Raw genomic sequence first — 25866 nt, forward strand, 5'->3', positions numbered from 1 at the left:
GGGCTGACCAGCGGCTCCCCGATGGTCGACGACGTGCGGCCCGGCTCGATCGGCCAGGGCCTGCCGCTCAAGGGCGCGGACCTGACCGTCGCGTCGAAGAACTTCAGCGAGAACATCATCCTCGGCCAGATCATGGGCCTCGCCTTCAAGGCGGCGGGCGCGCACGTCCTGGACCGCACCAACATCCAGGGCTCGATCGGCGCCCGCGAGGCGGTCAAGTCCGGTGGCGCGGACGGGATGTACGAGTACACCGGCACGGCCTGGATCACCTACCTCGGCCACGACACCCCGATCACCGACCCGCACGCCCAGTGGCAGGCCGTCGTGGACGCCGACGCGAAGAACGGCATCACCTGGCTCGCACCCGCCGCCCTCAACAACACCTACGCGCTGGCGCTGAACCAGGCGAACGAGAAGCGGTACGGCACGCGCACCCTGTCGGACGTCGCCAGGCTCTCGAAGAGCGACCCGGCGGCCGTGACGCTGTGCGTGGAGAGCGAGTTCGCGGCGCGCAACGACGGGCTGCCGGGGATGGCGAAGAGGTACGGCATGGACATCCCCGCCTCCCGGATCCAGAAGATGGACGGCGGGATCGTCTACACCCAGGTCTCGGGCGGCGGCTCCTGCACGTTCGGCGAGGTCTTCACCACGGACGGCCGGATCAAGGCCATGAACCTCTTCGTCACCCAGGACGACAAGCACTTCTTCCCCAACTACAACGCGGCACCGGAGATCAACTCCGCTGCGATGCGGAAGTATCCGGCGATCAGGGAGGTGCTCGACCCGATCACGGCGAAGCTGACGAACGACGTGGCGCGCGAGCTCAACGCCCGGGTGGATGTGGAGGGCCAGGACCCGCATGACGTGGCGAGGGACTGGCTGGTGAGCGAGGGCTTCATCCGCAACGGATGACCCGGGCCGCGCCTGCGCCGCTCAGCAGGTGGGGATCTTGTCCTCGCGGCCGGACGCCAGGTCCTTCAACGACGTCACGGCATCCGTCAGCTTCTCCACCGGCACCAACCGCAGCCCCTTCGGCAGATTCGCCGACGCGTCCGTGCACTCCCCCCGGGGCACCAGGAACACCGTCGCCCCGTCCCGCTTCGCCGCCAGCGTCTTCAGCGGCACACCCCCGACCGCCCCCACCGTCCCGTCCGGCTCGATCGTGCCGGTGCCCGCGATCGTCCGGCCCCCGGTGAGGTCGCCGCCGCGCCCGTCGCCGTCGAGCTTGTCGATGATGCCGAGGGTGAAGAGCAGGCCGGCGCTCGGGCCGCCGATGTCGGCGAGGCTGAGCCCGACCTTCACCTGGTCGGGGGACTTGTGGAGATAGCGCAGGGCCGCTTCGGATGCGGCGTCCTGCGACTTGCGCATCTCGGCGTTGTTGTGCGCCTCGACCTCCTTGTCGGAGTTGCCGACCGGGTAGACGGAGTCGTGCGGCATGACCGCGCGGTCCGTACGGAACCAGCCACTGATCACCTCGCGCAGGCTCACGTCCACGCGCGGTCCGGTGGCCTGGATCGTGGTCATCCGCAGCTGCCCGGTGGTCCGCCTGCTCTCGGCACCGCCGAGGGTGATCACCGGCTTGCCCTCGTCCGTGCCCAGCACGTTCACGGTCGTACCGGGCTGCGCGATGGCGAAGGGCAGGGGTACGAACGCGGCGACGGCGAGCAGGGCGACGAAGGGGGCGGCGCAGATCGCCAGGCGTGCGCGGGTGCTGGTCGGAGCAGGCATGCGACCGAATCTACCTGGCGCCCACCCGACCACCACCCGCACCCGGCAGCCGCGGGCCGCGTCAGCGCAGCGCGTCCGCCACCTCCTTCGCCGCCTCCATGACGCGCGGGCCCACCCGGTCCGGGACCGAGTCGGAGAGCATCACCACGCCGACGCTCCCCTCGATGCCGAGGACGCCGAGCAGCGGCGCCGCCGCCCCGCTCGCCCCCGCCTCCAGTTCGCCGTGCGTCAGCGCGTACCCCGGGTTGTCCGCCTCGCCGCGGCGCGCGGCAAGTATGGCCCGGCCCGCGGCCCCGCGGTCCAGGGGGTGGCGGAAACCCGCGCGGTAGGCCACGTGGTAGTCCGTCCACGTCGGCTCGACGACGGCCACGGCCAGGGCCTCGGTGCCGTCGACCAGGGTCAGGTGGGCCGTGGCGCCGATGTCCTCGGCCAGCGACCGCAGCGCGGGCAGGGCCGCCTCCCGCACCAGCGGATGGACCTGGCGGCCGAGCCGCAGCACCCCCAGTCCGACCCGTGCGCGACCGCCGATGTCGCGGCGTACGAGTGCGTGCTGTTCCAGGGTGGCGAGCAGTCGATAGACAACCGTCCGGTTGACGCCGAGCTTGGTGGAGAGCTCGGTGACGGTCAGACCGTGATCGGTGTCGGCGAGCAGTTTCAGGACACGCAGTCCTCTGTCGAGCGTCTGCGAGGTTTCCGCTGTCACGACGCCCCTCCTCCGATGAGTGGCGGCCCTCATCGCGGTGGGATGCACTGCCGGTCCCGTTCCGGCAGCGCGCGAGGAGAGGCCGCCGGCCGCTTGTCGCATGGCACCGGCTGCGCTCCGCGGCGGCGCTGCCACGGGGCGTGTGCGTGACCGGCACCGTAGCGCCGCCGGTCCGCTCAGCGGAAGAGTCTGCCCAACATCCGGTCACGGCGGGCCGGATTTACGAATACCGGTGGGTGGATTCCACTATCCGGACGGGCGGGCTCGAAGGTGCCGAGCGGATCGGCCACTTCCAGCCCGCCGCGCGCTACTTCATGCGGGTGGCCCACTCACGGACCTTGCGGATGCGTTCGCTCAGCTGGCCCGCCGTCGCCTCCGCGCTCGGGGGGCCGCCGCAGACGCGGCGGAGTTCCGTGTGGATCACGCCGTGCGGCTTGCCGCTCTGGTGGACGTACGCGCCGACGAGGGAGTTGAGCTGCTTGCGCAGTTCGAGGAGTTCCTTGTGGGTGACCACCGGCCGCCGCTCGGCGGGGAGTTCGAGGAGGTCGGCCTCGGTGTCCGGGCGCTTGCGGCTGTGCGCGATCTGGCGTGCCTGCCGCTTCTGCAGGAGCATCTGCACCTGGTCGGGTTCGAGCAGTCCGGGGATGCCCAGGTAGTCCTGCTCCTCCTCGCTGCCCGCATGCGCCTGCATGCCGAACTCGGCACCGTCGTAGAGCACCCGGTCGAAGACGGCGTCGGATTCGAGGGCCTCGAAGGAGAGCTGGTCGTCCTCGCCGGTGTCCTCGTCCTGCTGCCGCTCGGCCTCGGCCAGCTCCTTCTCGGACTCGGCGTACGGGTCCTCCTCGCCGTCCTTCTTCGGCTTGTCGAGGACGTGGTCGCGCTCGACCTCCATCTCGTTGGCGAAGGTCAGCAGCGTGGGGATGGTCGGCACGAAGACGGACGCGGTCTCGCCGCGCCGCCGGGAGCGCACGAAGCGCCCGACGGCCTGGGCGAAGAACAGCGGGGTGGAGATCGTCGTCGCGTAGACGCCGACCGCGAGGCGGGGCACGTCCACGCCCTCGGACACCATGCGGACGGCGACCATCCAGCGGGAGTCGGAGTGCGCGAAGTCGTCGATGCGCTGGGAGGCGCCGCTGTCGTCGGAGAGCACGAGCGTCGCGCCCTCGCCGGTGATCTCGCGGATGAGCTTGGCGTAGGCGCGGGCCGACTCCTGGTCGGAGGCGATGACGAGGGCACCCGCGTCCGGTATGGCCTTGCGGACCTCGGTCAGGCGGCGGTCGGCGGCGCGCAGCACGTTCGGCATCCAGTCGCCGCGCGGGTCCAGGGCCGTGCGCCAGGCCTGCGAGACGGCGTCCTTGGTCATGGGCTCGCCGAGGCGCGCCTCCAGCTCGTCGCCCGCCTTGGTGCGCCAGCGCATGTTGCCGCTGTAGGAGAGGAAGATGACCGGCCGGACGACGCCGTCGGAGAGGGCGTTGCCGTAGCCGTAGGTGTAGTCGGCGGCGGAGCGGCGGATGCCGTCGTTGCCCTCTTCGTAGGTGACGAAGGGGATGGGGTTGGTGTCCGAGCGGAAGGGCGTGCCGGTCAGCGCGAGCCGCCGGGTCGCGGGCTCGAACGCCTCCATGCACGCCTCGCCCCAGGACTTCGAGTCACCGGCGTGGTGGATCTCGTCGAGGATGACGAGGGTCTTGCGCTGCTCGCAGCGGTTGCGGTGGAGCATGGGCCGCACGCCCACACCGGCGTAGGTCACGGCGACGCCGTGGTACTCCCGGCCGAGGGGGCCGGCGCTGTACTCGGGGTCGAGCTTGATGCCTATGCGGGCCGCGGCCTCCGCCCACTGCTTCTTGAGGTGCTCAGTGGGGGCGACGACGGTCACCTGCTGCACCACGTGGTGGTGCAGCAGCCAGGAGGCGAGGGTGAGCGCGAAGGTGGTCTTCCCGGCGCCGGGGGTGGCGACGGCGAGGAAGTCGCGGGGCTGTTCCTGTACGTACTTCCCCATCGCGCCCTCCTGCCAGGCGCGCAGCTTGTTCGCGGTACCCCAAGGAGCCCGGCCGGGGAAGGCGGGCGAGAGGTGGTGGTTGGCGGTGGTGGTAGTCACGGTCTCCGTCGGCTGGCTCGGCGATCGGCAACCGCGTCAGCCTACCCGCGTCGGCGGCGGAACCCGGGAGGGACGGCCCGCCCTCACCCGGCGGTGGGACCGAGGTCACAGTCCGGTCTCCCCCGGGAGGCCCGCCTATCCCCGGGGCCGCAACCGTGTCGTCACGTACGCGCCGACGAGGGCGACCGCCGCCATGGTGAGGAAGACCACGGCGAAGGCGTCCCCCGGGGGAGCCGCGCCGTCCGCGCCGCCGCCGAGGGCGGCGAAGAGGACGCCGCCCGAGCCGACGAGGGTGATGTTGCCGAGCGCGTCGGAGATCTGGAGGGAGGCCGCGTCGGACCCCTCCTCGCCGGGGCGGGAGAGTTTGAGCAGCAGCACGCTGCCGCCGGCGATCGTGAGCCCCATGCCGTAGCCGCCGACGGTCCACGCGAGGGCGACGATCCACGCGGGCACGCCGCCGATCAGCGCGGTCGAGGCCAGGGCGATGGAAGTGGCGATGAGGAGCATGCCGAGCCCCATCAGCCGTTCGCGGTGGGGCACGAGGCGCGGGCGGCTCATGGTGTACGAGCCGAGGGCCCAGGTCAGGCCGCCGCCGGTGAGGGAGAGCCCGGCCGTCGTGGCGGACATGCCGCGGTCGGTCACCAGCATCAGCGGGATGAAGCTCTCCGTGCCGAGGAAGGCGCCCGACGCGATGCCGCGCAGCAGGATGACGGACGGCAGCCCGCGGCCCGCGCGGAAGGTGCCCTTCGGCAGCAGCCGCAGGATCGCGGGGGCGAGCAGGCCGAGGCCGGCGGCGGCCGGGACGAGCGAGAGCCAGCGCAGGTCCTGCCCGGCGTACTGGAGCAGCCCGGCGCCCGCCGCGACGGCGAGGGCGAGGAGGATGCGGCGCCGGTCCATGGCCTCGGCGCGTTCCCCCGCGGGCAGCTGGCGCAGTGCGGGCAGCATCACGGCGAGCGGCAGCAGGATCAGCACGGGGATGGACAGGAACACCCAGCGCCAGCCGAGCTGTTCGGTCACCGTGCCCGACACCAGCGGGCCGACGATCACGGGCACCACCCAGGCGGCGGAGAAGGCGGCCACGATCGAGGGCCGCAGCCGCTCCGGGTAGGCGCGCCCGACCACGACGTACAGCGAGACGATGACCAGGCCGCCGCCGATGCCCTGGATGCCGCGGCCCGCCACGAACATCCACATCTGCTGGGCCGAGCCCGCGACGACGAGTCCGGTGCCGAAGGCGGCGATCCCCGTGAACAGGGGTGCCAGCGGGCCCGCCCGGTCGCACCACTCCCCCGAGAGGGTCATCGCGAACAGGCTCGCGGTGAAGAAGGCGGAGAAGGAGAAGGCGTAGAGCCCGATGCCGTCGAGGGCCCGGGCCGCGACGGGCATCGCGGTGGTGACCGCGCTCGCCTCGAAGGCGATGAGGGAGACGACGGAGATGATGCCGAACGTCAGCGCCCGGTAGGAGCGTCCGAGGACGCCCTGCGCCACGTCCGCGTCCTGCGCGGCACCAGTGGATATGTCGGCGGATATGTCGGCGGATATGGATTCGGCTGTGCTCATCGCGTCAGGGGATTCGGCGGCGGTCATTGGTTCAGCGTAAGAACCGAAACGCGAATTGACGCCTGTCGCGGGAACCAGATCCGCTCGGTCTTCGGTCCTAGTTTCACGACCCGATGATCACGGCCTCGTCGTCGCGACGCGTCACGTGGTGAGCAGCACTCCCCCGTACGACGCTCCCGCGATCACCACCCACGAGCACAGCCCCAGCGCCGCGACCCGCCCGCCGGTCCGCACCAGCGTGGGCAGGTGCACCGCGCTGCCGAGCCCGAACAGGGCGGCCGCGAGCAGCAGTTCCTGAGCGTGCTGCGCGAGGTCGAGCACCCCGCCCGGCACCAGGCCGGTGGTGCGCACGCCGACCATCGCGAGGAAGCCGAGAACGAAGAGCGGCACGAGCGCGGGCCGCTTGTCCGAGGGCGCCGCCTGCCGCCGCTTGCGTACGGACACCGCGACCGCCGCGACGAGCGGCGCGAGCAGCGCCACCCGCATCAGCTTGACGAGGACGGCGTCGGTGAGCGCCTCGGGACCCGCGGTCTGCGCGGTCGCCACGACCTGCCCGACGTCGTGCACCCCCGCGCCGACCCAGCGCCCGAACTGCGCGTCGTCCAGGCCGAGCGGGTGGTGGAGCAGCGGCAGTACGGCGATGGCGAGCGTGCCGCACAGCGTCACCAGGGCGACCGAGGTCGCCACGTCCTCCTCGTCGCTGCCCGACACCTCGCTGACGGCGCCGATCGCGGAGGCGCCGCAGATGGAATAGCCGGTGGCGATCAGCAGCGGCTGGTCACCGCGCAGCCCCAGCCGCCGCCCGAGCCACAGCGTCCCGAAGAACGTGGCCGCCACCACGGCGACCACCATCGCGACGGTGGCCCAGCCGAGCCCGAGCACGTCGCCGACGCTCAGCTTGAGGCCGAGCAGCACGATGCCGACACGCATCAGCCGCTTGCCCGCCAGCGTCAGACCGGGCCGCCCCGCGCCGCGGATCCGGTCCCGTACGCCGGGGATGTGCGCGGCCGCGATGCCGAGCACGACGGCGGCGGTGAGCATGGGGACCGCGGGTACGAGCCGGTGGACGCCCCAGGCGACGGCGACACCGGCGGCGGCCATGGCGAGCCCGGGGAGCTTGCTCCGCGTGGCGGCGGGGGCCTGCGATGCGGCCGGTTTCGTACGGGGAGAGATCAGGGCCATCAGAGTTCGTCGGCCGGCAGGTCGTAGACGCGGCGGACACTGCTGCCGAGGCGGGAGACGTCCGCGCCATAGATGTGGATCGAGATGGCGGTGGACGAACAGGCGTTGCGCACCCGGTGGATGTCACCCGGCGGCGCGAAGCCGCAGACGTCGCCCTGGCCGTTGACCACGTCCTCGGTCGCCACGAGGCGGGCCGTGGTGCCGTCGGGCACGAGGCGGTAGCGGCGCTCGCTCTCCGTCCCCTCGTGAACTCCCGTGACGCACCACGACACATGGTCGTGGATACACGTCTCCTGGCCGGGCAGCCAGACGAGCGCGACGATCGAGAAGCTGCCGTCGTGCTCGGCGTGCAGGATGTGCTGCCGGTAGTGGTCCGGGTCGCCCTCGCGCTGCTCGGGCGTGAGCAGATCGGAGGAACCGAGGTGGGCCGCGAGCCGCTCGCCGACGAGGTATGCCGTCGTGTCGGGCGGCAGCCCGCGGCCGACGGCCTCGCGTACGTCGTCGACGAGCTGGTCGATGCGCGCGGTCGTCGGGGCTGCGGTGGGTGTGGTCATGCCTGCAGCGTCGGCCGCGGTGATCCATCAGTCCAACGACAGTTTCTTGACGGGAGGTAAAAGCGGGCTTATGTATTCACCTGCTTCGGGGGTCTGGGGCGGAGCCCCAGTTTCGGGAAGGGGCGGGGCTGGGGAAAAAGCCTGCCTCAGCGGGCTCAGCAGCCGACCCGCCGCGCCGCGACAGCCTTGAGCTCGTCCAGGACAAGAACCGTGGCCGGAATCCTCAAGTGCTCGCGAAGCACATACGCCGACACCTGCCGCCGAGACGCCGGATCCAGCGCCCGCCCCGTGATCTTGTCGTGGCGCAAAAAGGAAAGCACCAGACCCGGCATCATGGCGACACCCAGCCCCTCGGCGACCAGCGACTGCACGACGAGATTGTCGTCGGTGGTGAAGGCGATGTCGGGGGCGAAGCCCAGCTCCGCGCACTCGTGCAGGAAGTTGGTGCGGCAGCGCAGACAGCCGGCGATCCAGCGCTCCTCCGCCAGGTCCGCGAGCTTGACCGCGCGGCGGCGGGCGAGCGGGTGCCCGGTGGGCATCAGGACCGTCAGTTGATCCTCCATCAGCCGGATCTCGACCACCTCGTCCGGCACCTGCTCGTGCAGGCCCGGGTAGGTGAAGGCGAGCGTGATGTCGCACTCGCCGCGCACGAGGCGGCGGATCGAGTCGGGCGGCTCGCCCTCCAGCAGCTCGACCCGGACGCCCGGGTGCTCGGCCGCGAGCCGGGCCATCGCCTCGGGGATCAGGGTGGCGCTCGCGCTGGGGAACGCGCAGACCCGCACCCGCCCCGCCCGCAGCCGGGTCAGCGAACTCATCTGCTGCTGCGCCGCCGTCAGGCTGTCGAGGATCGTCTCCGCGTGCCGGGTGAGCGCCTCACCGGCGTCCGTGAGCCGCATCCGGCGGCCGACCCGCACGAAGAGCGGGGTACCCACCGCGCGCTCCAGCGCCTTGATCTGCTGGGTGATCGCGGGCTGCGTATAACCGAGCGCGCGAGCGGCCGCGGAGTACGACCCGGCGGTGACCACCGCGTGGAACGTCTTGATGTGCCGGGTGTCGAACACACGGGAATCATAAGCGGAATTTGGGGGAGCAGGGGAGTGAGCGGGGAGTCACTTCTGGATCGACGGACAATTGGGGCAAGGTGGTCCTGTGCGGCATTACACCTCGTATGACTCGACAGAGCTGGCGTACCGCGTGCTGGAAGCGAAGGGCGGGGCCGGCGGGGAGACCGTCGTCTGTCTCGCCGGCGGGCCTGGCCGGGACGCCGCGTACCTCGGTGACCTCGGGGGCCTCGACGCCCGCCACACCCTCGTCGTCCCCGACAGCCGCGGCACCGGCTCCTCGCCGCCCTCCCCCGACCCCGGCGGCTACGCCTTCCCCGCGCTCGCCGAGGACCTGGAGGCGCTGCGCCGCCACCTCGGCCTGGAGCGGTTCGCCCTCCTCGCCCACGACGCCGCGTGCGCGACGGCCCAGGCGTACGCGGCGTCCCACGCCGACCGGCTCAGCCGCCTGATCCTGGTCACCCCCGGCTCCAGGCTCCAGGGCGAGCTCCCGGACGACGCCGAGCAGATCTTCGAGTCCCGCGCCACGGAGGACTGGTGGACGGACGCGTACGTCGCCGTGCACACGCTCCCCACGGCCACCGGCATGGACGAGATCCGCGACCTGCTGCGGCGCGCGGCCCCCATGGCGTACGGCCGCTGGGACGCACCCCAGCGCGCGCACGCCGCCGCGGAGGGCGACCAGCTGGGCCCGGTCCCCCGCGCCGGCTTCTGGCAGGGCGTCGACGAACCGTCCCGCCTCGCCCTGCTCCACGGCCTGCGCGACGTACGCTGCCCGGTGCTCGTCATCACCGGCGACCGCGACGCGGTCACGGGCATGCGCGCGGGCGAACTCGTCGCGGCCTCCTTCCCCGAGGCGGTCCTGCGCCCGCTGCACGAGGTCGGCCACTATCCCTGGGTGGACGAACCGGACCTCTTCCGCCCGCTGGTGGAGGAATTCCTGGCTTCCGACGCCGGATGAACGGGTTGTGTCAGTCGCATTGCACCCATTGCTCCCCCTCGGCCACCCCCTTACGCTCAAGGAGCAAGCACACAACACGGCCGTGTGCCCGAGTGGTTGAGGGACTCGCCTGCAAAGCGAGTTACGCCGGTTCGATTCCGGTCACGGCCTCTGCGTCACACGTCGTAGCCCACCGTATTGGTGGCCAGCTCCTCCGCCGTGATCTCCGTGGCCCACCCCTCCGGCGGCTCCTGATAGGGGCTGCACGCACCGCAGTTGGGACAGGTCCACCGCCCGTGGATGCCCTGCACGACCGATCCGCACCCGCTGCACGTGTCGGTCGTGTGATACGGCTCGCCGGGCAGCGCGTGGGGGCGCCATGACTGCTCATCCATGGCGACAAGCGTGCCATGGGCGCCGCGCGGTCATCGGTGACGCCGAACGCTCGGCAGGAGTTTGGTCACGGAGACGGCGGCCATCAGCAGCGTGGTGGAGGCGACGAACGACGCGAGGATTCCGAAGGCGGAGTCGGGCAGGACGAGCGCCGACGCCCCGCCGAATCCCGCGGTCGTGGTGGGCAGCAATTTCGTGTACACGGTCTTCCGGTTCCTTTCGGGTGGTTCACAGGTGGTTCAGGTGGTTCAGGTGGCCCGCCAGCTCTCTTCGCGGCGGTGCAGCATGTCCCACAGCGAACGCAGGTAGACGGCGTGCTGGAACATGTCGTAGAGAAGTTCGACGGCGAGGGTCGCGGCGAGCAGTTGGGAGCGCCAGCCGGCGGAGCGTGCGGTGACGACCTTCTCCGTCACGAACAGCAGCCCTATCGCGATCCAGAAGTGGGAGAACTCCGGTCGCCCCCGGGCGAACATCCAGCAGGTGAAGGCGATGTAGAGCAGGAGGAAGACGACGGACAGTCCCATGAACGCCTGGCGGACGATGTACGGCGCGGTGACCGGCGTCCAGCCGTAGTCGCGCAGGTTCTCCAGCGCTCCGCGCTGCCAGCGCATGCGCTGGTGCCACAGTTTGGGGACGGTCGTCATCACTTCCGTCACCACGTCGCAGCCCACGGGCGAGACCGTGCGGTAGCCGAGAGTCCGTACCGCCTTGGTGATCTCGTCGTCCTCCGTCAGGGAGGCCAGGGAGTAGTAGGAGGTGCCGCCGCCGATGCGGCCGTCGTGCCGGGCCTGCCGGATCTGCCGGAGGGTGGCGACGCGGAACATGGTGGCGGTGCCGGTGAGGACATCGGCCCGGTGCCCGCGGCGGGTGATCTCCCGTGCGTACCGGTGGAACTCGATGCGCTGCAACAGCCCGAGCAGACCGCCTCCGCCCTCGCCGTAGAAGATGCCGCCGACAGCACCAACGCCCGCCGCCATCGCGCCGGTCGCGCTCGTGACGAAGGTGGGCGACAGGGCGGTGTCGGCGTCCTGCACCAGGACCAGGTCGTCGTCGGCCAGATCGGGCAGGATGCGGTCGAGTGCCTGGTTGAGGGCGCCGGCCTTCTTGTGCCGGTTGTCCTCGGACCGCAGGACGTGCGCACCGTGCCGGGCCGCGACCGCGGCCGTGTCGTCCGAGCAGTTGTCGGCCACGACGTGGACGGCGTCGGGGACTCTTTCCTGCCGGGCCAGTGCTTCCAGCGCTGCCGGAATCCGCTCGGCCTCGTTGTGGGCGGGTATCAACGCCACGACGTGGGGCACCGTCGCGTCCTTTCGGTCGTTCGTCGAGAAGTCGGTCAGGTAGTTGGTGGAGAAGGAAGGGGTCGTCGCCCCAAGGGAGCTGGTCGACGGCCCCGGTCAGGGGCCGGTACGCGGCCGCCCGGTCAGCGCTTGATGTTCACCTTGGACGTGCCCTCGGCGAACACGGGATTGCCGATCTTGAAGTTGACGTAGGCGTCACCGGGGCGCGCCTCGGACCTGATCGACATCGCGGGGTACAGGACGGCCCACTTGCGTCCGGGGTCGAGGTCGAGATTGACCGTGGGGCAGGTCAGCGTGCGCTTGGTCGACGACGGCGTGCACTGCACGTGGATTTCCTTGCTCTCGTCGTCGTAGCGCGTGAACGTCAGCTCGTTGTCCATGAACAGCATCTCCGGCGGCGCCTCGACCAGGACGCGTTCGGTGCCGATCCGGCGGTTGCCGGTGTTCTCCACGACGACGGACGGGTAGAGCCACTCCTGGCCCGGACGACCCTCCACCGCCTTGCGCTGGACCACGTTCGCCTTGAGCGGGCCGGTGGGTTCCAGAACGCCGGAGACGCGGTACAGGGCGCCCGTGTCCGCGTCGGTGAGGTAGATGTCACCGGCGGACAGGTCGAGGCTCAGCCCGCGCGGATCGCTCAGGCCGGTGGAGATGACCTCCTTGTCGCCGTTGGAGAGCGTGACCTTCGTCAGCTTCCCGTAGCTGCCCACGACATAGGCGTGACCGGCGCCGTCCAGCGCCACGTGGCGGGCTCCCGGGAGCCTGACGGCGACGTCCCGCGTCGTACCTTTGCCGAGGTCGACCTCGGTCAGCCGTTCGTCACCGTACGCGCCCGTGACGTAGGCCTTGCCCTTGCCGTCCAGGGCCACTCCGTAGGCGCCCCAGACGATGGCCACGGAGGTCTTCTCGCCGGTCTTCAGATTCACCTTGTAGAGGTGGTCCTTGTCCGTGACGTACGCATTCCCTGCGCCGTCCAGCGCCACGCCACGCGGGTAGTCGAGGTCCGTGGCGATGGTGCGCGGGGTTTCGCGGGACCCCACGGTGACGGAGACCAGCGTGTGGGAGAGACCGCCAGCGACGTAGAGGGTGTCGCCGTCGACCGCTACGCCTTCCGCGTTCCCGGCGGCCCGCGTGCGGCTGGTCGTCCGCCCGCCGGCCAGGTCCACGCCGTGGACGTAGCCGTCGTTCCCGTCGGACACGTAGGCCGTGTTGCCCACACGGGCGACGGAGGTGGCCTTGCCGTAACCCGACCCGACCTTCGTGCAGTTGACGCCCGCCCGGCAGTCGACGGCCGGGGCGGCCCCCGCCTTGCCATTCGCGGCGAACGCGGACGTCGTTACGGCCTGCCCGCCGACCGCCAGGGCGGCGAGCGCGACGGCGGTGGCGGTGCGGAGTAAGTGGTTGCGCATGTGGGTACTCCAGTCTCTGGTCGGGATTTCGTGTATTTCGCTGTCCGGCGGTCGATGGCATAGCCATACGGAACAGGCGAAATCGTGCGCCATGGCCGGACGACCCAAAGTATTGACCCGCCTCCGGAGCCCGGCCCGACATTCGAGCCGAAGGGCCGCTGAAGCGGCCGGACTTGTTTCACGTCGTTTATCGATCTCCGGCTGGTGCGGCCCTCTTGACACCGTTCGCCTTCATCCGTGGCCCTCTCAAATCGCCGCCATACCAGGGACGTTGTGATCCACGGGCAGCCCGGAGCGCCGACAGGGCGAGAACATCGGTTGCTGGTTGCGATGTTCATCCGGCGGGCGTCAGACGAAGATCCCGGAAGTCCGTGTCCTGATCCTTCTGTGAGGCCCGCCACAAGTTGGGATCTTGCCGGGGCGATTGTCCCCTTATCGCGAACTCCGCAGGCGGATACCCCTTGCACGTCCTCGAACAGGTGATCCGGAAAGGCCCTCGGAGGATCGGCTGGATCTTCTCGGGGGGCTTTTCTTCGCGCGATCTGTTGATCGAACGTTTATCGGCGCCTCGGGGCCACTGTGCCGGTGGGCGAACTCCAGGTGGCGGCAGAACATAGGGCGGCGGTCGCCGCGCTGCCCGCCGCGAACTGGGCTCCGTCCGGGGATGGTCGGCCGGGGTGCTACCCGCAGTCGCCCAGGACGGGACCCGACTCGACGGGCGCGTACGTCGCGTACAGCAGGAACAGCTCCAGCGGAATCGTCAGCACGCCGGGCCACGCACCGATGTAAGCCACCAGCCCTCGCTTCGTCCCCCGGAGCGGGACGCCGTACTGCCGACGGATCCGCCTGGCGAGCAGTACGCAGACAACGACCGCGGAAATCCCGAGCACCGGCCCTGTCCATGCAGCGACATGTTCCGCCTTCGGGAAAGGCATGTGCCGACATGCTGCCTGTTGCCGTTCGACCCAGTCGCGGTCGATGCTCTGCACCTACCAGGAAGCAATCACACCGACAACGGTCGCGAGCGGCACCCACAGCGCGGCGATCAGAGTGCCGGGGCCGCGGATGCCCTGCGCGACCGATCCGCACCCGCTGCACATGTCGGTCGCGTGATACGGCTCGCCGGGCAGCGCGTGGGGGCCCATGACTGCTCATCCATGGCGACAAGCGTGCCACGCGCCCACTACGTGGCGTGTGCCGCATCGAAGTGCGCAACGATCTCCCGCCGGGCAACCGCGCCCCCGTCGGCGTCGCCGTGCCGCCAAGCGGACTTGAGGGCCGCGAACCACTCGACGCACCGGGGGCAAGGAGGTTCCGACTTACGGGTCGCGTACGCCGCGGGCACGACCGTCGGAGGCATCAGCGGCGGAATCAGCACGACGCGCTCTCCCCACGAACCGACCCGCGTGCCTGCTTCAGCTCATCGGCATGAGCAAGCCGCAGCGCGTCCGCACGAGCGAGCCATTCGCCCCCTCCGCCGGGTGGACGAAGCCGTACGGCGGGGCCGTCACCGGCCACGAGTTCACTGACCCTTCCGCTGTGCGTATCGACCACGTGCGCGCCGGGGCGGTACGTCATCTCCGTCATCGCGTTCGAACCTCCATGCGTCCCGCTCGCACGGAACGGGAACCTCCGTGTAGAGCAACCAGAGTTGCCTGCGGCTGCCTGGAGGGCCAGAGTTGAAGGCATCACAACTAGGCCGTGATCAGGGGGTGTTGGGCCTTGACCAAGCCGTTCAACAGTTCGGGCTCTCCGTACGGAGAGGAGGTACGGGAGTGGCGCACGCAGCGCGGCATGAGCCAGCGGGAGCTTGGGGCGGGGATGCAGTACGGGCAGTCGTACGTGGCCATGGTGGAGAAGGGGGACCGGATCGGGAGCCCTGATTTTGCTGCGCACTGCGACAAGGTCTTTGGCACGCCTGGAACTTTCATGCGCCTATGGGAACGGGCTTCACGGCAGGGACGGCACGCCGAGTGGTTCTTTCCCTACCTGGAACTCGAGGCGAAGGCCACCCACATCCTCGACTTCAGTTCGTACCTCATCATGGGCATCCTGCAGACCGAGCAGTACGCCCACGCGCTCTTCCACGGCGCCTTCCCACGTGAAACCCCCAGCATGACCACTGAACGGGTGCAAGGCCGGATGCGACGACGAGAGGTACTGGAGCGGAACGCTCCCCCGCTCCTGTGGGTGATCCTGGACGAGTCCTGTCTTCGGCGGGTGATCGGCGGCCCGGCCGTCATGCGTGAGCAACTGACCTACCTGCTGGAGGTGGCGGATTCGCCCCATGTCACCCTTCAAGTACTCCCGTTCACCACGGGAGTGCCCCCGGCAGGCGAATCATTTACGTTGCTCCGGTTCGACGACCAGCCTCCGGCTCTCTACACCGAAGCGCGCGGCATGGGGCGAGTCGTCGACTCAACGGCCACTGTCGACTTGGGCAACGAAGACTACGAGCGGCTTCGCGCCGATGCCCTCTCACCAGCACAGTCTTTGATCGAGATGCACAAAGCAATGGAGGAACTGGCAAGATGAGTGACGCCCCGGACCTCTGCGACATAGATTGGGTCAAGTCGAGCTTCAGCAGTGGCCAAGGCGGAAATTGCTTGGAATGGGCACCGGGGAGCATCGCCTCCCGGGCCGTCGTCCCCGTACGGGACAGCAAGAAGCCCCAGGGGCCGACTCTCACACTCGCACCGCGCGCTTGGTCCTCATTCATCACGGCCGTCGCCGAAGACCGAATAGGCGCCGGCTGACAAGCCTCTAGGTATCCGTACGGATGTGTGCCGCCAACAGCCCACCTACCGTCACGAACATGACCTTGACGCCTGACATCCAGCCGCCGCGAGCCGGACAACACAACGACTCGACGAGCACAGCTGCCAAGCTTGTCGGAGGGGCCATCCTTTGGTTGTTCGCGGCCGTCACCTTCTGCGTTCTCCCTCTCTCGACCATGGCGAGCGACGGCTGCAATGAGGGCGACACGCAGCTCATCTGCTCCATAGGAGCTCAACAGGCCGTCGTCTTCATCCCCATGCTCACCGCCCCAACCGCCGCCGCCCTCGGCACCTGGGGCCTCTGCTCCCGCCGGGCCATAGCACCGTTCGCGTGGATCGCTGCGATGTTGCTGCTCATGGGCACATGGGCCGCGGTAGGGGAGATCACCCGATGAGGCGCGACCGCCACGAACACCGCACTCGCCCCCGACCTGGTGACTCGCTCCTGGGGCACCGAACCTTGGTCCTGGGAATCATGGCAGCCGTGGGCGGATTGGCCGGGGCGATCCGCAGTACGGCAGACGGCGCCGGAGTACTCCAGATTCTGGTGCAGTTGGGAATCGGCCTCGTGGGGCTGACTCTGGCAGTTGGCTCTGTCCTCGCGTACGCGAGAAGGTAGGCCTGAGTACACCTACTCACACGGATGAGCAGCTGATCCCTGCTGCCGCGAGGGCGCATCGGATGGGATCTCCATATGGAGACAACACAGCCGACATCAGAGCCCACCGCGAGCGAGACAGTAAGCCGCCGCGTCATCGTGTTCCGTTGGATGATCCTTCTGGGCACGGTCGCCCTGATCGGCTGGGCGGCCATCACCATCCATGACTTCTTCCAGGACATGGCGGGCGGGCCGATACGCACTGCGCCCGAGTACCACGAGCGTGACATCAAGACCCGGCAGGCCGGCAAACGTGCCGTGGCGCAACTGCCCGCCGAAGTAGGGGACCCCGACCATTTCGAGAAGGGCCCCGGCAGCACCTCGTGCGTGGACGACTTCGGTTTCGACGACATCGGGGTGACCCGCGATCAGCCCGCGTACAAATGGGATCTGTCGTTCTCCGGACGGGACGCCTACCTGACGCAGTTGAAGGAAATCCGGACCGCGTGGGAGCACCGCGGCTGGAAGGTTCGCGACGTGGCCCCCTCAGACTCCGGCCCCGGCAAGAACCTCCCCGGCATCACGACCACCGACCAGGACGGCATCACCATCACCCTCACCCCCGACCCGTACTCCGTCGGCATGAGACTCACGACCGACGGCGGCTGCATTCGCCACCAATCCGAGGTGGACCCCTATTTCGTGAACGAGGCAAGCGACAGCATGACCCCGGCACGAACCGGTTCCGCCACCTACTCGGACAGGGTGAAAATCACGGCCGGCCCCGTACGCCACTTCACCCCGAGCACCGGGGCGAGCGGCTACTCACCGGGCAAGCACGCCTATCGGGTCGCGGTCACCGTGACCAACGAAAGCAACTACACGCTGGACATGAGCGAGGGCCATCACTGGGGCAGTGACGACAGCAACGACAACGACGAGGTGAGAGACCCTCACCTGCGCTCCTGCCCCCGCGAGCTGCCCACGGGCAAGACGGCCGACTGCGAGTTCGCGTTCACCACCCCGAACGAGGCCTCACAACTACGATTCAGCTTCAGCCCGAGCCACTACCACAAGCCCGCTTCCTGGAACCTGACCACGAGATAGGGGAACTGCCACCAGCGCGTGCGCCCAATCCTTCCGACCCGGCCGCCTCACCGGCCGATCGCAGCTTGAACAGCCAACCTGGATGTGTCCCCGACCGGCGTGACTTCCCAACTGCTCGTCGACGGTCCGCACCTCGCGTTTGTGGGGTACTCAATATCCGGCCGTCTTACCTTCCGGGACACGGAAGCAGGCGGACACGAGATCAACCATGAGCAGGTCTTCCTTGGCGCTAGAGGCTTCCGAGCTACCCGCCTTACTCCCGTCATAAAGCGATACGTTGACGGAGAATTTCCGCTCCGTGGAGTTGGCAATCAGCTCCAGGCTCCGGGACGGGCTACTGTCGGGGCCGTACTTGACGACCTTCCAACCCCGCTTGGGAAGCTCGGCCTTCAGCCTCTCCATGGCGTGGCTCATTTCCTCGAAAGGAACGCCTCTGAGGGACCAGGGATGGTGAATCTTGTAGAATTTGTCAGCGTCCCTGTCGCCGCAGACCGCAACCCCGGGGCCAGGCTGAGTGACATCACCCTTCAAAGCAATGACATCCAGAAGACTACTGGAGAGCTGATTCGCTTCGCCTCGCACACTCTCGACATCTCTCACGTCTGGCGTGTAGCCGAGATCGTCCGAATCTTTCATTTTTCCACATCCCGATGAAACTGCGAGGAATACCACGATAGCCAACAAAACCAGAAGGCGCCCGGAGAATCCATTCCGGCGTCTACCTTTAGTCACGCTGCACCTTTCCATATTTCTGAACAACGATAGCCGCCTGGTTATTCAGACTTGTGGAGTTGTTGTCGAAGTAGTTCCCATGCCCACCAGCATCGGTTGCCATGATGTTGGCACCAAACCCCCTGTCAGAAGGCGTGATCATGAGCGGCCCACCCAAGAAGTACCTCCCAAAAGTGGCAACCTGATCCTTCGTCACAGAAGCTGCTTCCGACCAAACATGCCCCTTAGGGACATCGAGATCGTCGGCTCGCTTCACAAGCATCCCCGGACTACCGTCCGCGATGATGTCATCCGCCCCAAGGTCGCCTTTAATCGAAGCTGCCCCGATAACCGTTGATCCATAGCTGTGACCTATGACCGTGGTGTGACTATGATTGGCATCGCCTTGCACCTCCCGTATGCCACCGAGGAACCTATCGAGGCCCGGAGCGGCGTTGTAGGCAAACCGCGTATCGGTTGCCGAAGGGACGAGCTCGCCATCTGTAAACGGGTGAGCATTTTTCGGCGCAATGTATCCCAGCCAGGTAATCGTCGAGACCTGTTCCGAAGGGGCCATGGAATGGGCGGTTCTCCACATATCGGTCATACGCTTGACGTCACCCCCAAAACTCCCAAGCCGAGCCTCTGTCCCTGGAACATAAACCGCAGTATGGGTGGCGGTATCCGGGTTCCCATTAGCGATCACCGCATGACCACGCCCCTTGGTGTCAAAGCTCAACAAGTAGGCCTCAGGCAATCCCCGTTTTCCGGTTTCATCGAATCGCTCTTGAATCGCCTCCATGCCTTTCACGCCCCCGGAAAGCAAATCCAGTTGCTTTTTCCATTCCAACCACTCCGGGGTCGGCAGTCCCTGGGGACCTACCCGCCACGGCTCTTTTTTCTCCCACGCGCTCAGCTCCGCCTTCGTCTCCTCGTACTGCTCGCGAAGCACTGCGCGGTTGGCATCATCACGGACAGCGGAGGGCAAGCCGTCAAGCGCGCCTATGCTGTCCGGGTGCAGGGCAATGTGTTCATCCTTCTCAGCCTGAGAGAGCCTCGACCACCACTCGGCGTTCTCCTTGGGCGACTTGCCCTTGGGGATCTTGTCTTCTGAGAAGTGCTTGCCCGCCGCGGCGCGGACGTCCTTCATGTCGCGGGCCATGTCGGCCCAATCAGTCTGATCCAGCTTGCCGTTGGTGTTGAGCTTACTCAGCGCCTTGGCGTAGCGGCCGTCTATCTCCGTCGCGCCCTGGACCGCCGCCGCGATGCGATCGGCGATCTCCTGCGCCTTGGCCTGGTTGGGGTCCGGCTTACCGATCAGCGGCACGTTCCCGGAGCGCGCCGGCTGTTGGACGAACGGGACCTTCGTCGCCTCTGTCGTCGGGTACTTGACCGAGCCGTCCGGGTTGACCGTGAACTTCAGGTCCTCGGCATCCTTGAGTGCCTGCTTCAGCTTGTTCTGTGGGCCTTCCAGCTCTTCAGCCAGACCAGTCAGGGCCGTTCGTATGAGGCCGCACTCGGTGTGGATGTACCGATAGTTTTTACCCAACCGCCTGAGGTTCTTGAGGGCAGCAGTCGCAGCATCGCCCTTCTGGGTGTCGTCCAGCGTGGCCAGCATTTCGCCCTCCACCCGGCCCATCGCCGCACTGGCGCGGTTGCTCACCTTGGACCAAGCATCCGCCGCCTTGGTGAACTTGGATCTGTCCAGCTTGGTCAGCTCATCGATCGTGACCATCGTGGATCAGTGCCCCTGCTTCGGCTGGCTGTAGGCGTCGATCTTCGACTTGGTCGCGTCGAACGACTCCTGCACCTTGACGTCGTTCTCGCCGAACTTCGTCCCCACCGTTTTCAAAGTGCCGTCAAGTCCGTGGCACTCGTCGCGTACGGCACCGAGCCTGTCGCCCCAGCCGCCGAGTATTCCGCTCAGTGCCGACGCGCTCGCGAAGCCCGTCGTTCCCGACTTGATGCCGTCGTGGGCGTGCTCGAGGTCCGTGAGAGCGGACTTCATGTCCTCGTGCAGCTCGCCCGCGACACCTCCGGCGGTGGTCCAGGGCTTTTGGCTCGCCTTGTGCGTGCCGCTGTCTCCTCCGGCGGAGGCCAGGCGTATTCGGGCGTCGGACATCGTGAGGGCTCCCCCTGTGGGACGGGCAAGGTGAAAGTGATGGGTTGTTCAGATCCCGCGGCGGCGGGCGATGAGGATCGGGGTGGTGATGGCTGCGCCTAGCAGGGCGGCTGCGCCGATGCCCACAGCGATCCAGGTGGCGTTCAGACCGTCGTCGTCCTTGGGGGCAGCGGCCTGCTTCTGCACCTTTCCGGCGGCAGACTTCGATTCCGGCCCCGGAAGCGGGCTCACGTCCGCCGGGCCGGGGTCGCCCGGGTCCTTGAGGGCGATGCGGGGGCGGACCGCGCCGTAGCCGATCAAGTCCGTGCGCTTCTTGCCGTTTTCGGGGCCGCCGGCGGTGTTGATGAGGACGCGGGTGATCTGGTTGGCGGTCCAGGTGGGGTGGACGGACCAGATGAGAGCGGCGGAGGCGGAGGCGATTGCGGTGGCTGCGCTGGTTCCGTCGCCCCGGCAGACGCCGGAGTCACCGGGGCACGCCGCAACCATCCCCACTCCCGGCGCGGCGAGAGCGACCTGGGGACCGTGCTGCGACCAGGAGGCCGCAGTGCCGTTCTGGTCGACAGCCGCCACGCCCAAAACCCCCGGAAATGCTGCCGGATATTCCACCGCGTTGCTCTTATCGCCAGTGTTACCGACCGCGACGAAGATCAGCTTGCCCTTGCTCAGCGCATAGGTGATCGCCTCTTCCTCCTCGGCGTTCCTGCCCGGGCTGCCGCGCGAAATGTTGATGATCCGGGCGTCCGAATCCGCCGCGTACCGGAGCGCCTTGGCCATGGCGAGCGAATCGTCGCGGAAGTTACTTCCGCCGACGCGGACGGGGAGGATTTTGGCTCCCGGAGCGAGGCCGTACGCTCCGAATTCGCTGCCCCTCTTGCCCGTGCCGGCGATGAGCGCGGCCATGTGCGTTCCGTGGCCATCGGTGTCCGTGCGGGCGGTTCCTTCGTTCCCCGAGAAGTTCTCGCCTTCAAGAACTTGGCCCTGCAGGTCAGGAAGGTTCGCGTCCACACCCGTGTCGATCACTGCCACGGTGATCCCGGTGCCCTTACTGGTCTCCCACATCTCTTCGGCGTGCATGGCGTCCAGGTGCCATTGACGGGAGCGGATCGTGTCGGCAGAAGCCGGTGAGACCGATGCCGCGATCAGCATGCCGAAAACGGCGGCGGCGGTCGCCGTCCGCCCACTACATCCAGTACGGGCACTGCGCATGCGGAATTCCTCTGTCATCAGGTGGCGTCAGTCGATGACCGGCGGCACCACACGTTTGTTGCCTTGCGACCAGGTCTCCTCGTCCTCGACCAGGTAGTCGGGGCGTCGGCTTCCTTGTCGTCGTCCCGGAGGGGCACTGCCCAGGCTCGTGGCGGGCATCCCCGCCATCCCGCCGCCACGCATGCCGCTCTGGGCTGCCGGGCTGCCCGCCCCTGTTGGGCGGTTGCCCACCAAACCGGATCCCCCCGGTGTAAAGGGCCGGTCCATGGCCGCCCCGCCTGGACGCGGCATCGGGGGACGGCCCCCGACTACCCCGCCGGGCCCCACCGGCGTCCGTCCCTGGCCAGGCTCCGTACCGATGACGACTCCCCGCGGGGGGTTCCCTGTCGGCGACGGAGGAATACGGGGCACCAGACGGCCGCCGACGATTCCGTCACGCGGCACACCCGGTGCGGAGACGCTCGGACGCCCGGGGAGGGAATCGCGCCCGGGAACCGTCGGCTGCCGGGTACCAGGCAACGTCGGGACACGGCCGTCGCCGCTGCCAGGGCCCTGGCGGTCACGGCCGGGAACAGGCAGCGGGACCGACGGCAACTGGGGATGGGCCCGGTCCGCAGAACCGTCCGGGCGTGAGGTGGCCGTGCCCTCGCGGTACGGCGCAGGGCTGGGCACATGAGGCGCGACCACTCCTCCGTCGAGATCCACGGCGTGCGACCCACCGGGACGTACGACATGCCCGGACGACGAGGATGCCGTCGCGCTGCCCATAGTCGTACCGCCCGTCGCGGCAGCGAGCCCGGTGACCGACGACGCGGACGGACCAGCGGATCGGGGCGCATCGGAGCCGCCCGGCAAAGAGACGTGCTCCTTACCCTCACGGTTCGGGGTCGGCGGCAGCACCCGATCCGGCGCCGGCGGAAATTGCGGCCTCTCCGCCCTCATCAACTGAACACCCGACGCGTTATAAGACTCCGACAACTTCTTCAGCAACTCAGCCGCATGCATGTGGTCGTCATGCAACCGCTTCTGCGCCTCGTAAGCCTGGCGCTGCGAAGGCGCCGGCCCGACCGCCGGCAAGTCGACCAGCGGCTCCTGGATTACCCGCATGTTCGGCGGTTGGGCGTTCAAGTAAGTATCGACCGTTGCCTTCGACGCCGCCGAATACTTCGGCATGTCGCGCTTCACCTGGCCAAGAGTGACCGCGGCGTGGTTCATCCACGTGCCCGCGTTCTCCGCGTAATGGCCCAGTCGCAGTGTCGCGTTGGACATCCGGGATCCCCAGCCGCGGAAGGCCTCGCCGCCCTCGCCCTGCCAGTGGACGCGGTCCATGTGTTTCTTGAGGTCGTCGCCGAGTTCCTTGATGGCGGTGGAGGCTGCCGTCAGGCGGTGGGCGAGGTCGGTGACCTTCTGGGCGTCGGCGGGTTCGACCATTGCCTGGAGTTGTTCGTGGGGGACCGACGTGAAGTCGTAGGTGGCGAAGGGGGAAGGGAACTGGCGGCGCGGGTCAGCCGGATTCGCCAGAGGGGAGTTGGTCAGGGGGACGTCGGGCACGGTCACAGCCTTCCCTTGCCGTCGCCGGTCGTCGGGTGCGTCGCGTACGGGTCCGCGCCGGGGTCGTACTGCTGCTTGACGCGGTTCTGGATTTCCCACATGCGGGCGCGCTGGTCCTCGTCCGTATTGGCGTAGGAGACGCCGGAACCGTGCACGGCCAGGCTCAGGAACTCGATCTGGTCGGAGAGCAGTTCGGAGAGGGTCTCCAGCTGCTGGTGCACGTCGTTGAAGGCGCCGTAGAGCGCGTGGGCGGCGTTGAAGCCCGTGCCCAGGTGGGCGCCGGTCAGGCGGGTGTCGGCGATGCGTCCCGGTGCCGCCTCGGAGTCGCCGAGGGTGGTGAGGAGTTCGTCGACGCGGCCCTTGAAGGTCTGGAGGGACGCCAGTTCGGCGACGAGGCCGCCCGAAGGATCCGTACTCACGCGCGTCCCACCACTGCCTTCCCCAACCGCCCGACGAAACATGTAACTTCCGGCTACACATTAACGTCGGGCAGTGACAGGCACATGAGTACGCCTACTCAGACGGCCCCCGCGCCCACCGCCGCCTGCGGGCGGATCGGGAGGCGGTTGACGGGGCGGCCTGTCGCCGCGCGTACGGCGGCGGCCACCGCGGCCGGGGAGGTGACGACGGGGACGGCGCTGATCGCCTTGGCGCCGAAGGGGGCGACGACGTCGCGTTCCTCGACGAGCTTCACGATGCGGATGTCGGGGGTGTCCAGCGACGTCGGCAGGGCGTAACCCGTGAGGTCGGGGCGGCGGACGAGGCCGCCGGTGGTGCGGAGGTTCTCGGTGAGGGCCGCGCCGACGCCCTGGGTGATGCCCGCCTCGATGCGGGCGCGGGCCTGCCGGGGGTTGAGGACGCGTCCGACGTCCTGTGCCACGGCCATCTCCACCACGCGCACCGAGCCGAGCTCGATGTCGACGTCGACGACGGCGCGTACGGCGCAGAAGGCGATGCCGACGAAGGCGTCGCCCTGGCCGGTGTCGTCCAGGGGCTCGGTCGGGTGGGGGCGGCACTGGGCGGTGGCCCACAGCTCCTTGCCGTCCAGGGCCTCGGCGACCGTGGTGCTCAGCACCCCGTCGTACGACGTGATCTTGCCGTCGGCGATGGACAGCAGCTCGGTGGACATGCCGAACTGGTGGGCCAGCGGCTGGAGGAGCTGGGTGCGCACCATCCGGGCGGCCCGCTCGACCGCGCCGCCGGAGACCCAGGTGTGGCGGCTGTGCGCGCCGGGGCCGGAGGGCGGCTGGTCGGTGTCGACGGGGGCGACATGGACCTCGTCGAGGCCGAGGATCTCCTGCACGATCTGGCGGGCGAGGGTGGCGAAGCCCTGGCCGGTCTCGACGGCGGCGCAGATGACGGTGGCGACCGAGCCGGTGACCTTGACGGTGGCGGTGGACACCTCGTCGGTGCCCTCCGCGCCGAGCATGTGGACCATGCCGAGGCCGTAGCCGACGCCGCGGCGCACGGCGCCCGGCTCGCCGGCGCCGTCCACGCCGCCGGGCAGCAGCCACTGCTCCTCGGGGTCGTCCACGGGGAGGGCGGGCAGCGGGAAGTCGCGTACGGAGCGCAGGAGTTCGGCCACGGGGGCCGGGCAGGTCACCGTCTGTCCGGTGGGCAGCAGGTCGCCGGTGGCCATGACGTTGCGCAGGCGCAGCTCGGCGGGGTCGAGGCCGAGGCGGGCGGCGAGCTTGTCCATCTGGCCCTCGTAGGCGGCGCACACCTGCATGGCGCCCTCGCCGCGGACGTGGCCGGAGGGGGGGTTGTTGGTGCGTACGGCCCAGCCCTCGACGAAGGCGTGCGGGACGACGTACGGGCCGCAGGCGAAGGAGACGGCGGCGGCGAGCGCCTCGGAGGAGGAGTCGGCGTACGCGCCGGCGTCCAGCAGGATCTGGGCCTCGACCTTCACCAGCTTGCCGTCGGCGTCCGCGTGGTGGCGGTAGCGGAGCAGCGTCGGGTGGCGGTGGGGGTGGCTGAGGAAGGACTCCTCGCGGGTGGCCGCGAGCTTGACGGGGTGGCCGGTGCGCAGGGCGAGCAGGCCGAGCGGCAGCTGCATGCCCGGGTCCTCGCGGTCGCCCATGGCGCCGGGGACGCCGGTGACGACGACCTTGACCCGCTCCGGCTCCAGGCCGAAGCAGGCGGCGGCGAGGTCGCGGTCGGCGTGCGGGTCGGTGGAAGCGGTGTAGATCTCGACGCCGCCGTCGGGGCGCGGCACGGCGAGCCCGGCCTCGGCGCCGATGGGGGCGGGGTCCTGGCGGCCGATGCGGTAGAGGCCCTCGACGACGACCTCGCCGGTGACCTCGGGGTCGCCGAAGCGCAGCGGGATGTGGCGGATCAGATTGCCGTCGGGGTGCAGCGGTTCGGCGGAGAACGCCTGCTCGGGGTCGGTGACCGGCTCCAGCAGGTCGTACTCGACGGCGATGGCGGCGGCGGCGAGCCGGGCGGTGTCCGGGTGGTCGGCGGCGACGGCGGCGATCGGCTCGCCGTGGTGGCGCACGATGTCGGAGGCGAAGACGGGGCGGTCGGCGACGCGGCGGCCGTGGGCGCCGTCGCCGGGGACGTCCGCGTGGGTGACGACGGCGCGCACGCCCGGCATGCGGGCGGCATCTGCGGTGTCGATCGAGACGATTCGGGCGTGCGGGTGCGGCGAGCGCAGGACGGCCGCCCAGAGCAGGCCCTCGGCCCACAGGTCGGCGGCGTACGGGTAGGTGCCCTGGGTCTTGGCGTCCGCGTCGGCGGCGGGCAGGGAGACGCCGAGGCCGTGCGGGGGCGGCTCGGCGGGGCCGCCGGACAGGGCGGACGACGCGACGGAGTGCGCGGTGACGGCGCCCTCAGCCGTACCGGCCGTTCCCGTCATTCCGCCCATGCCGC

The 25866-nt window shown here is 69.1% G+C and carries 26 protein-coding genes and 1 tRNA gene; 7 read left to right on the plus strand and 20 right to left on the minus strand.

From position 1 onward, the window contains the following. The first annotated feature begins 21 nt into the window (after positions 1–21). Positions 22–912 carry a glycine betaine ABC transporter substrate-binding protein gene (locus ABD269_RS01920; protein WP_344115432.1) on the plus strand — a complete coding sequence of 297 codons (891 nt, stop codon included), beginning with the start codon at positions 22–24 and terminating at the stop codon, positions 910–912. A 21-nt stretch (positions 913–933) separates the two neighbouring features. Here the strand turns inward: ABD269_RS01920 and ABD269_RS01925 are convergent, their stop codons facing one another. The 7 genes from ABD269_RS01925 to ABD269_RS01955 form a co-directional block, all read right to left on the minus strand. Beyond that, positions 934–1728, minus strand: coding sequence for a YlbL family protein (locus ABD269_RS01925; RefSeq protein ID WP_301887192.1), 795 nt, complete (start codon positions 1726–1728; stop codon positions 934–936). A 61-nt stretch (positions 1729–1789) separates the two neighbouring features. Then, the gene (locus tag ABD269_RS01930) at positions 1790–2431 is read right to left on the minus strand and encodes an IclR family transcriptional regulator (RefSeq protein ID WP_301887191.1); all 642 of its coding nucleotides are present in this window, start codon (positions 2429–2431) and stop codon (positions 1790–1792) included. Positions 2432–2738: 307 nt separating this feature from the next. Further along, positions 2739–4526, minus strand: coding sequence for a DEAD/DEAH box helicase (locus ABD269_RS01935; protein WP_301887190.1), 1788 nt, complete (start codon positions 4524–4526; stop codon positions 2739–2741). 135 nt (positions 4527–4661) lie between these two features. Continuing rightward, positions 4662–6113: an MFS transporter gene (locus ABD269_RS01940; protein ID WP_344115330.1), complete on the minus strand. Its 1452-nt coding sequence runs from the start codon at positions 6111–6113 to the stop codon at positions 4662–4664. Positions 6114–6227: 114 nt separating this feature from the next. Further along, positions 6228–7268: a YeiH family protein gene (locus ABD269_RS01945; protein ID WP_344115332.1), complete on the minus strand. Its 1041-nt coding sequence runs from the start codon at positions 7266–7268 to the stop codon at positions 6228–6230. Then, positions 7268–7822 (minus strand): cysteine dioxygenase family protein, encoded by a 555-nt coding sequence (locus ABD269_RS01950; protein WP_301887186.1) that lies wholly within the window; start codon positions 7820–7822, stop codon positions 7268–7270. Before ABD269_RS01950 ends, ABD269_RS01945 begins: the two co-directional genes overlap by 1 nt. 155 nt (positions 7823–7977) lie before the next feature. Beyond that, positions 7978–8883, minus strand: a complete 906-nt coding sequence (locus tag ABD269_RS01955) for a LysR family transcriptional regulator (protein WP_301887185.1) — start codon at positions 8881–8883, stop codon at positions 7978–7980. Between the two features lie 88 nt (positions 8884–8971). Here ABD269_RS01955 and ABD269_RS01960 point away from each other — a divergent pair, with 88 nt between their 5' ends. Both ABD269_RS01960 and ABD269_RS01965 read left to right on the plus strand, forming a co-directional pair. Further along, positions 8972–9844, plus strand: a complete 873-nt coding sequence (locus tag ABD269_RS01960) for an alpha/beta fold hydrolase (protein WP_301887184.1) — start codon at positions 8972–8974, stop codon at positions 9842–9844. 78 nt (positions 9845–9922) lie between these two features. Next, positions 9923–9994: transfer RNA gene (locus tag ABD269_RS01965), tRNA-Cys, on the plus strand. 5 nt (positions 9995–9999) lie between these two features. On the opposite strand, the gene ABD269_RS01970 is transcribed toward ABD269_RS01965, so the two are convergent. From ABD269_RS01970 to ABD269_RS01995, 6 genes are all read right to left on the minus strand, one after another. Next, the gene (locus tag ABD269_RS01970) at positions 10000–10218 is read right to left on the minus strand and encodes a hypothetical protein (RefSeq protein WP_301887156.1); all 219 of its coding nucleotides are present in this window, start codon (positions 10216–10218) and stop codon (positions 10000–10002) included. Positions 10219–10248: 30 nt separating this feature from the next. Continuing rightward, positions 10249–10419 (minus strand): hypothetical protein, encoded by a 171-nt coding sequence (locus ABD269_RS01975; RefSeq protein WP_344115337.1) that lies wholly within the window; start codon positions 10417–10419, stop codon positions 10249–10251. Positions 10420–10464: 45 nt separating this feature from the next. Beyond that, entirely contained in the window at positions 10465–11514 is a 1050-nt protein-coding gene (locus ABD269_RS01980; protein ID WP_344115339.1) for a glycosyltransferase family 2 protein, read from the minus strand. A 122-nt stretch (positions 11515–11636) separates the two neighbouring features. Then, positions 11637–12923 (minus strand): Vgb family protein, encoded by a 1287-nt coding sequence (locus tag ABD269_RS01985; protein ID WP_344115341.1) that lies wholly within the window; start codon positions 12921–12923, stop codon positions 11637–11639. Between the two features lie 680 nt (positions 12924–13603). After that, a complete protein-coding gene (locus ABD269_RS01990) occupies positions 13604–13813 on the minus strand; it encodes a hypothetical protein (protein ID WP_344115343.1) in 210 nt (69 codons plus the stop codon). A 99-nt stretch (positions 13814–13912) separates the two neighbouring features. Continuing rightward, a complete protein-coding gene (locus tag ABD269_RS01995; RefSeq protein ID WP_344115346.1) occupies positions 13913–14068 on the minus strand; it encodes a hypothetical protein in 156 nt (51 codons plus the stop codon). Positions 14069–14645: 577 nt separating this feature from the next. Here ABD269_RS01995 and ABD269_RS02000 point away from each other — a divergent pair. The 4 genes from ABD269_RS02000 (at position 14646) to ABD269_RS02015 (ending at position 17405) form a co-directional block, all read left to right on the plus strand. Next, complete coding sequence (locus ABD269_RS02000) at positions 14646–15458, plus strand: helix-turn-helix domain-containing protein (RefSeq protein WP_344115348.1); 813 nt, start codon at positions 14646–14648, stop codon at positions 15456–15458. Then, on the plus strand, positions 15455–15679 hold the full coding sequence (locus ABD269_RS02005; RefSeq protein ID WP_344115350.1) for a DUF397 domain-containing protein: 225 nt from the start codon (positions 15455–15457) through the stop codon (positions 15677–15679). The genes ABD269_RS02000 and ABD269_RS02005 overlap by 4 nt, the downstream gene beginning before the upstream one ends. Before the next feature lie 59 nt (positions 15680–15738). Continuing rightward, positions 15739–16095 carry a hypothetical protein gene (locus tag ABD269_RS02010; protein WP_344115352.1) on the plus strand — a complete coding sequence of 119 codons (357 nt, stop codon included), beginning with the start codon at positions 15739–15741 and terminating at the stop codon, positions 16093–16095. A gap of 374 nt (positions 16096–16469) precedes the next feature. Then, complete coding sequence (locus tag ABD269_RS02015) at positions 16470–17405, plus strand: hypothetical protein (RefSeq protein WP_344115354.1); 936 nt, start codon at positions 16470–16472, stop codon at positions 17403–17405. A 150-nt stretch (positions 17406–17555) separates the two neighbouring features. Here the strand turns inward: ABD269_RS02015 and ABD269_RS02020 are convergent, their stop codons facing one another. The 7 genes from ABD269_RS02020 to ABD269_RS02050 all read right to left on the minus strand — a co-directional run bounded on the left by ABD269_RS02020 (position 17556) and on the right by ABD269_RS02050 (position 25852). After that, complete coding sequence (locus ABD269_RS02020) at positions 17556–18041, minus strand: hypothetical protein (protein WP_344115356.1); 486 nt, start codon at positions 18039–18041, stop codon at positions 17556–17558. A gap of 88 nt (positions 18042–18129) precedes the next feature. Continuing rightward, positions 18130–19851: an alpha/beta hydrolase gene (locus ABD269_RS02025; protein WP_344115358.1), complete on the minus strand. Its 1722-nt coding sequence runs from the start codon at positions 19849–19851 to the stop codon at positions 18130–18132. Positions 19852–19857: 6 nt separating this feature from the next. After that, entirely contained in the window at positions 19858–20238 is a 381-nt protein-coding gene (locus ABD269_RS02030) for a hypothetical protein (RefSeq protein ID WP_344115360.1), read from the minus strand. 48 nt (positions 20239–20286) lie between these two features. After that, positions 20287–21444: a type VII secretion-associated serine protease mycosin gene (gene mycP / locus ABD269_RS02035; protein WP_344115362.1), complete on the minus strand. Its 1158-nt coding sequence runs from the start codon at positions 21442–21444 to the stop codon at positions 20287–20289. A 27-nt stretch (positions 21445–21471) separates the two neighbouring features. After that, entirely contained in the window at positions 21472–23001 is a 1530-nt protein-coding gene (locus ABD269_RS02040; RefSeq protein ID WP_344115365.1) for a WXG100 family type VII secretion target, read from the minus strand. Further along, positions 22998–23414, minus strand: a complete 417-nt coding sequence (locus ABD269_RS02045) for a hypothetical protein (RefSeq protein ID WP_344115367.1) — start codon at positions 23412–23414, stop codon at positions 22998–23000. Before ABD269_RS02045 ends, ABD269_RS02040 begins: the two co-directional genes overlap by 4 nt. Before the next feature lie 98 nt (positions 23415–23512). Continuing rightward, on the minus strand, positions 23513–25852 hold the full coding sequence (locus tag ABD269_RS02050) for a xanthine dehydrogenase family protein molybdopterin-binding subunit (protein WP_344115434.1): 2340 nt from the start codon (positions 25850–25852) through the stop codon (positions 23513–23515). Positions 25853–25866: the final 14 nt, after the last annotated feature.

The organism is Streptomyces blastmyceticus (assembly GCF_039521185.1).
Lineage (GTDB): Bacteria > Actinomycetota > Actinomycetes > Streptomycetales > Streptomycetaceae > Streptomyces > Streptomyces blastmyceticus.

Excerpts from the sequence above, each read along its gene's own strand:
- ABD269_RS01920 (WP_344115432.1), top strand. The coding sequence starts at position 22 with ATGGTCGACGACGTGCGGCCCGGCTCGATCGGCCAGGGCCTGCCGCTC.
- ABD269_RS01925 (WP_301887192.1), bottom strand. The coding sequence starts at position 1,728 with ATGCCTGCTCCGACCAGCACCCGCGCACGCCTGGCGATCTGCGCCGCC.
- ABD269_RS01940 (WP_344115330.1), bottom strand. The coding sequence starts at position 6,113 with ATGACCGCCGCCGAATCCCCTGACGCGATGAGCACAGCCGAATCCATA.
- ABD269_RS01945 (WP_344115332.1), bottom strand. The coding sequence starts at position 7,268 with ATGGCCCTGATCTCTCCCCGTACGAAACCGGCCGCATCGCAGGCCCCC.
- ABD269_RS01950 (WP_301887186.1), bottom strand. The coding sequence starts at position 7,822 with ATGACCACACCCACCGCAGCCCCGACGACCGCGCGCATCGACCAGCTC.
- ABD269_RS01970 (WP_301887156.1), bottom strand. The coding sequence starts at position 10,218 with ATGGATGAGCAGTCATGGCGCCCCCACGCGCTGCCCGGCGAGCCGTAT.
- ABD269_RS01985 (WP_344115341.1), bottom strand. The coding sequence starts at position 12,923 with ATGCGCAACCACTTACTCCGCACCGCCACCGCCGTCGCGCTCGCCGCC.
- ABD269_RS01995 (WP_344115346.1), bottom strand. The coding sequence starts at position 14,068 with ATGGGCCCCCACGCGCTGCCCGGCGAGCCGTATCACGCGACCGACATG.
- ABD269_RS02005 (WP_344115350.1), top strand. The coding sequence starts at position 15,455 with ATGAGTGACGCCCCGGACCTCTGCGACATAGATTGGGTCAAGTCGAGC.
- ABD269_RS02010 (WP_344115352.1), top strand. The coding sequence starts at position 15,739 with ATGACCTTGACGCCTGACATCCAGCCGCCGCGAGCCGGACAACACAAC.
- ABD269_RS02015 (WP_344115354.1), top strand. The coding sequence starts at position 16,470 with ATGATCCTTCTGGGCACGGTCGCCCTGATCGGCTGGGCGGCCATCACC.
- ABD269_RS02020 (WP_344115356.1), bottom strand. The coding sequence starts at position 18,041 with ATGAAAGATTCGGACGATCTCGGCTACACGCCAGACGTGAGAGATGTC.
- ABD269_RS02025 (WP_344115358.1), bottom strand. The coding sequence starts at position 19,851 with ATGGTCACGATCGATGAGCTGACCAAGCTGGACAGATCCAAGTTCACC.
- ABD269_RS02030 (WP_344115360.1), bottom strand. The coding sequence starts at position 20,238 with ATGTCCGACGCCCGAATACGCCTGGCCTCCGCCGGAGGAGACAGCGGC.
- mycP (WP_344115362.1), bottom strand. The coding sequence starts at position 21,444 with ATGCGCAGTGCCCGTACTGGATGTAGTGGGCGGACGGCGACCGCCGCC.
- ABD269_RS02050 (WP_344115434.1), bottom strand. The coding sequence starts at position 25,852 with ATGACGGGAACGGCCGGTACGGCTGAGGGCGCCGTCACCGCGCACTCC.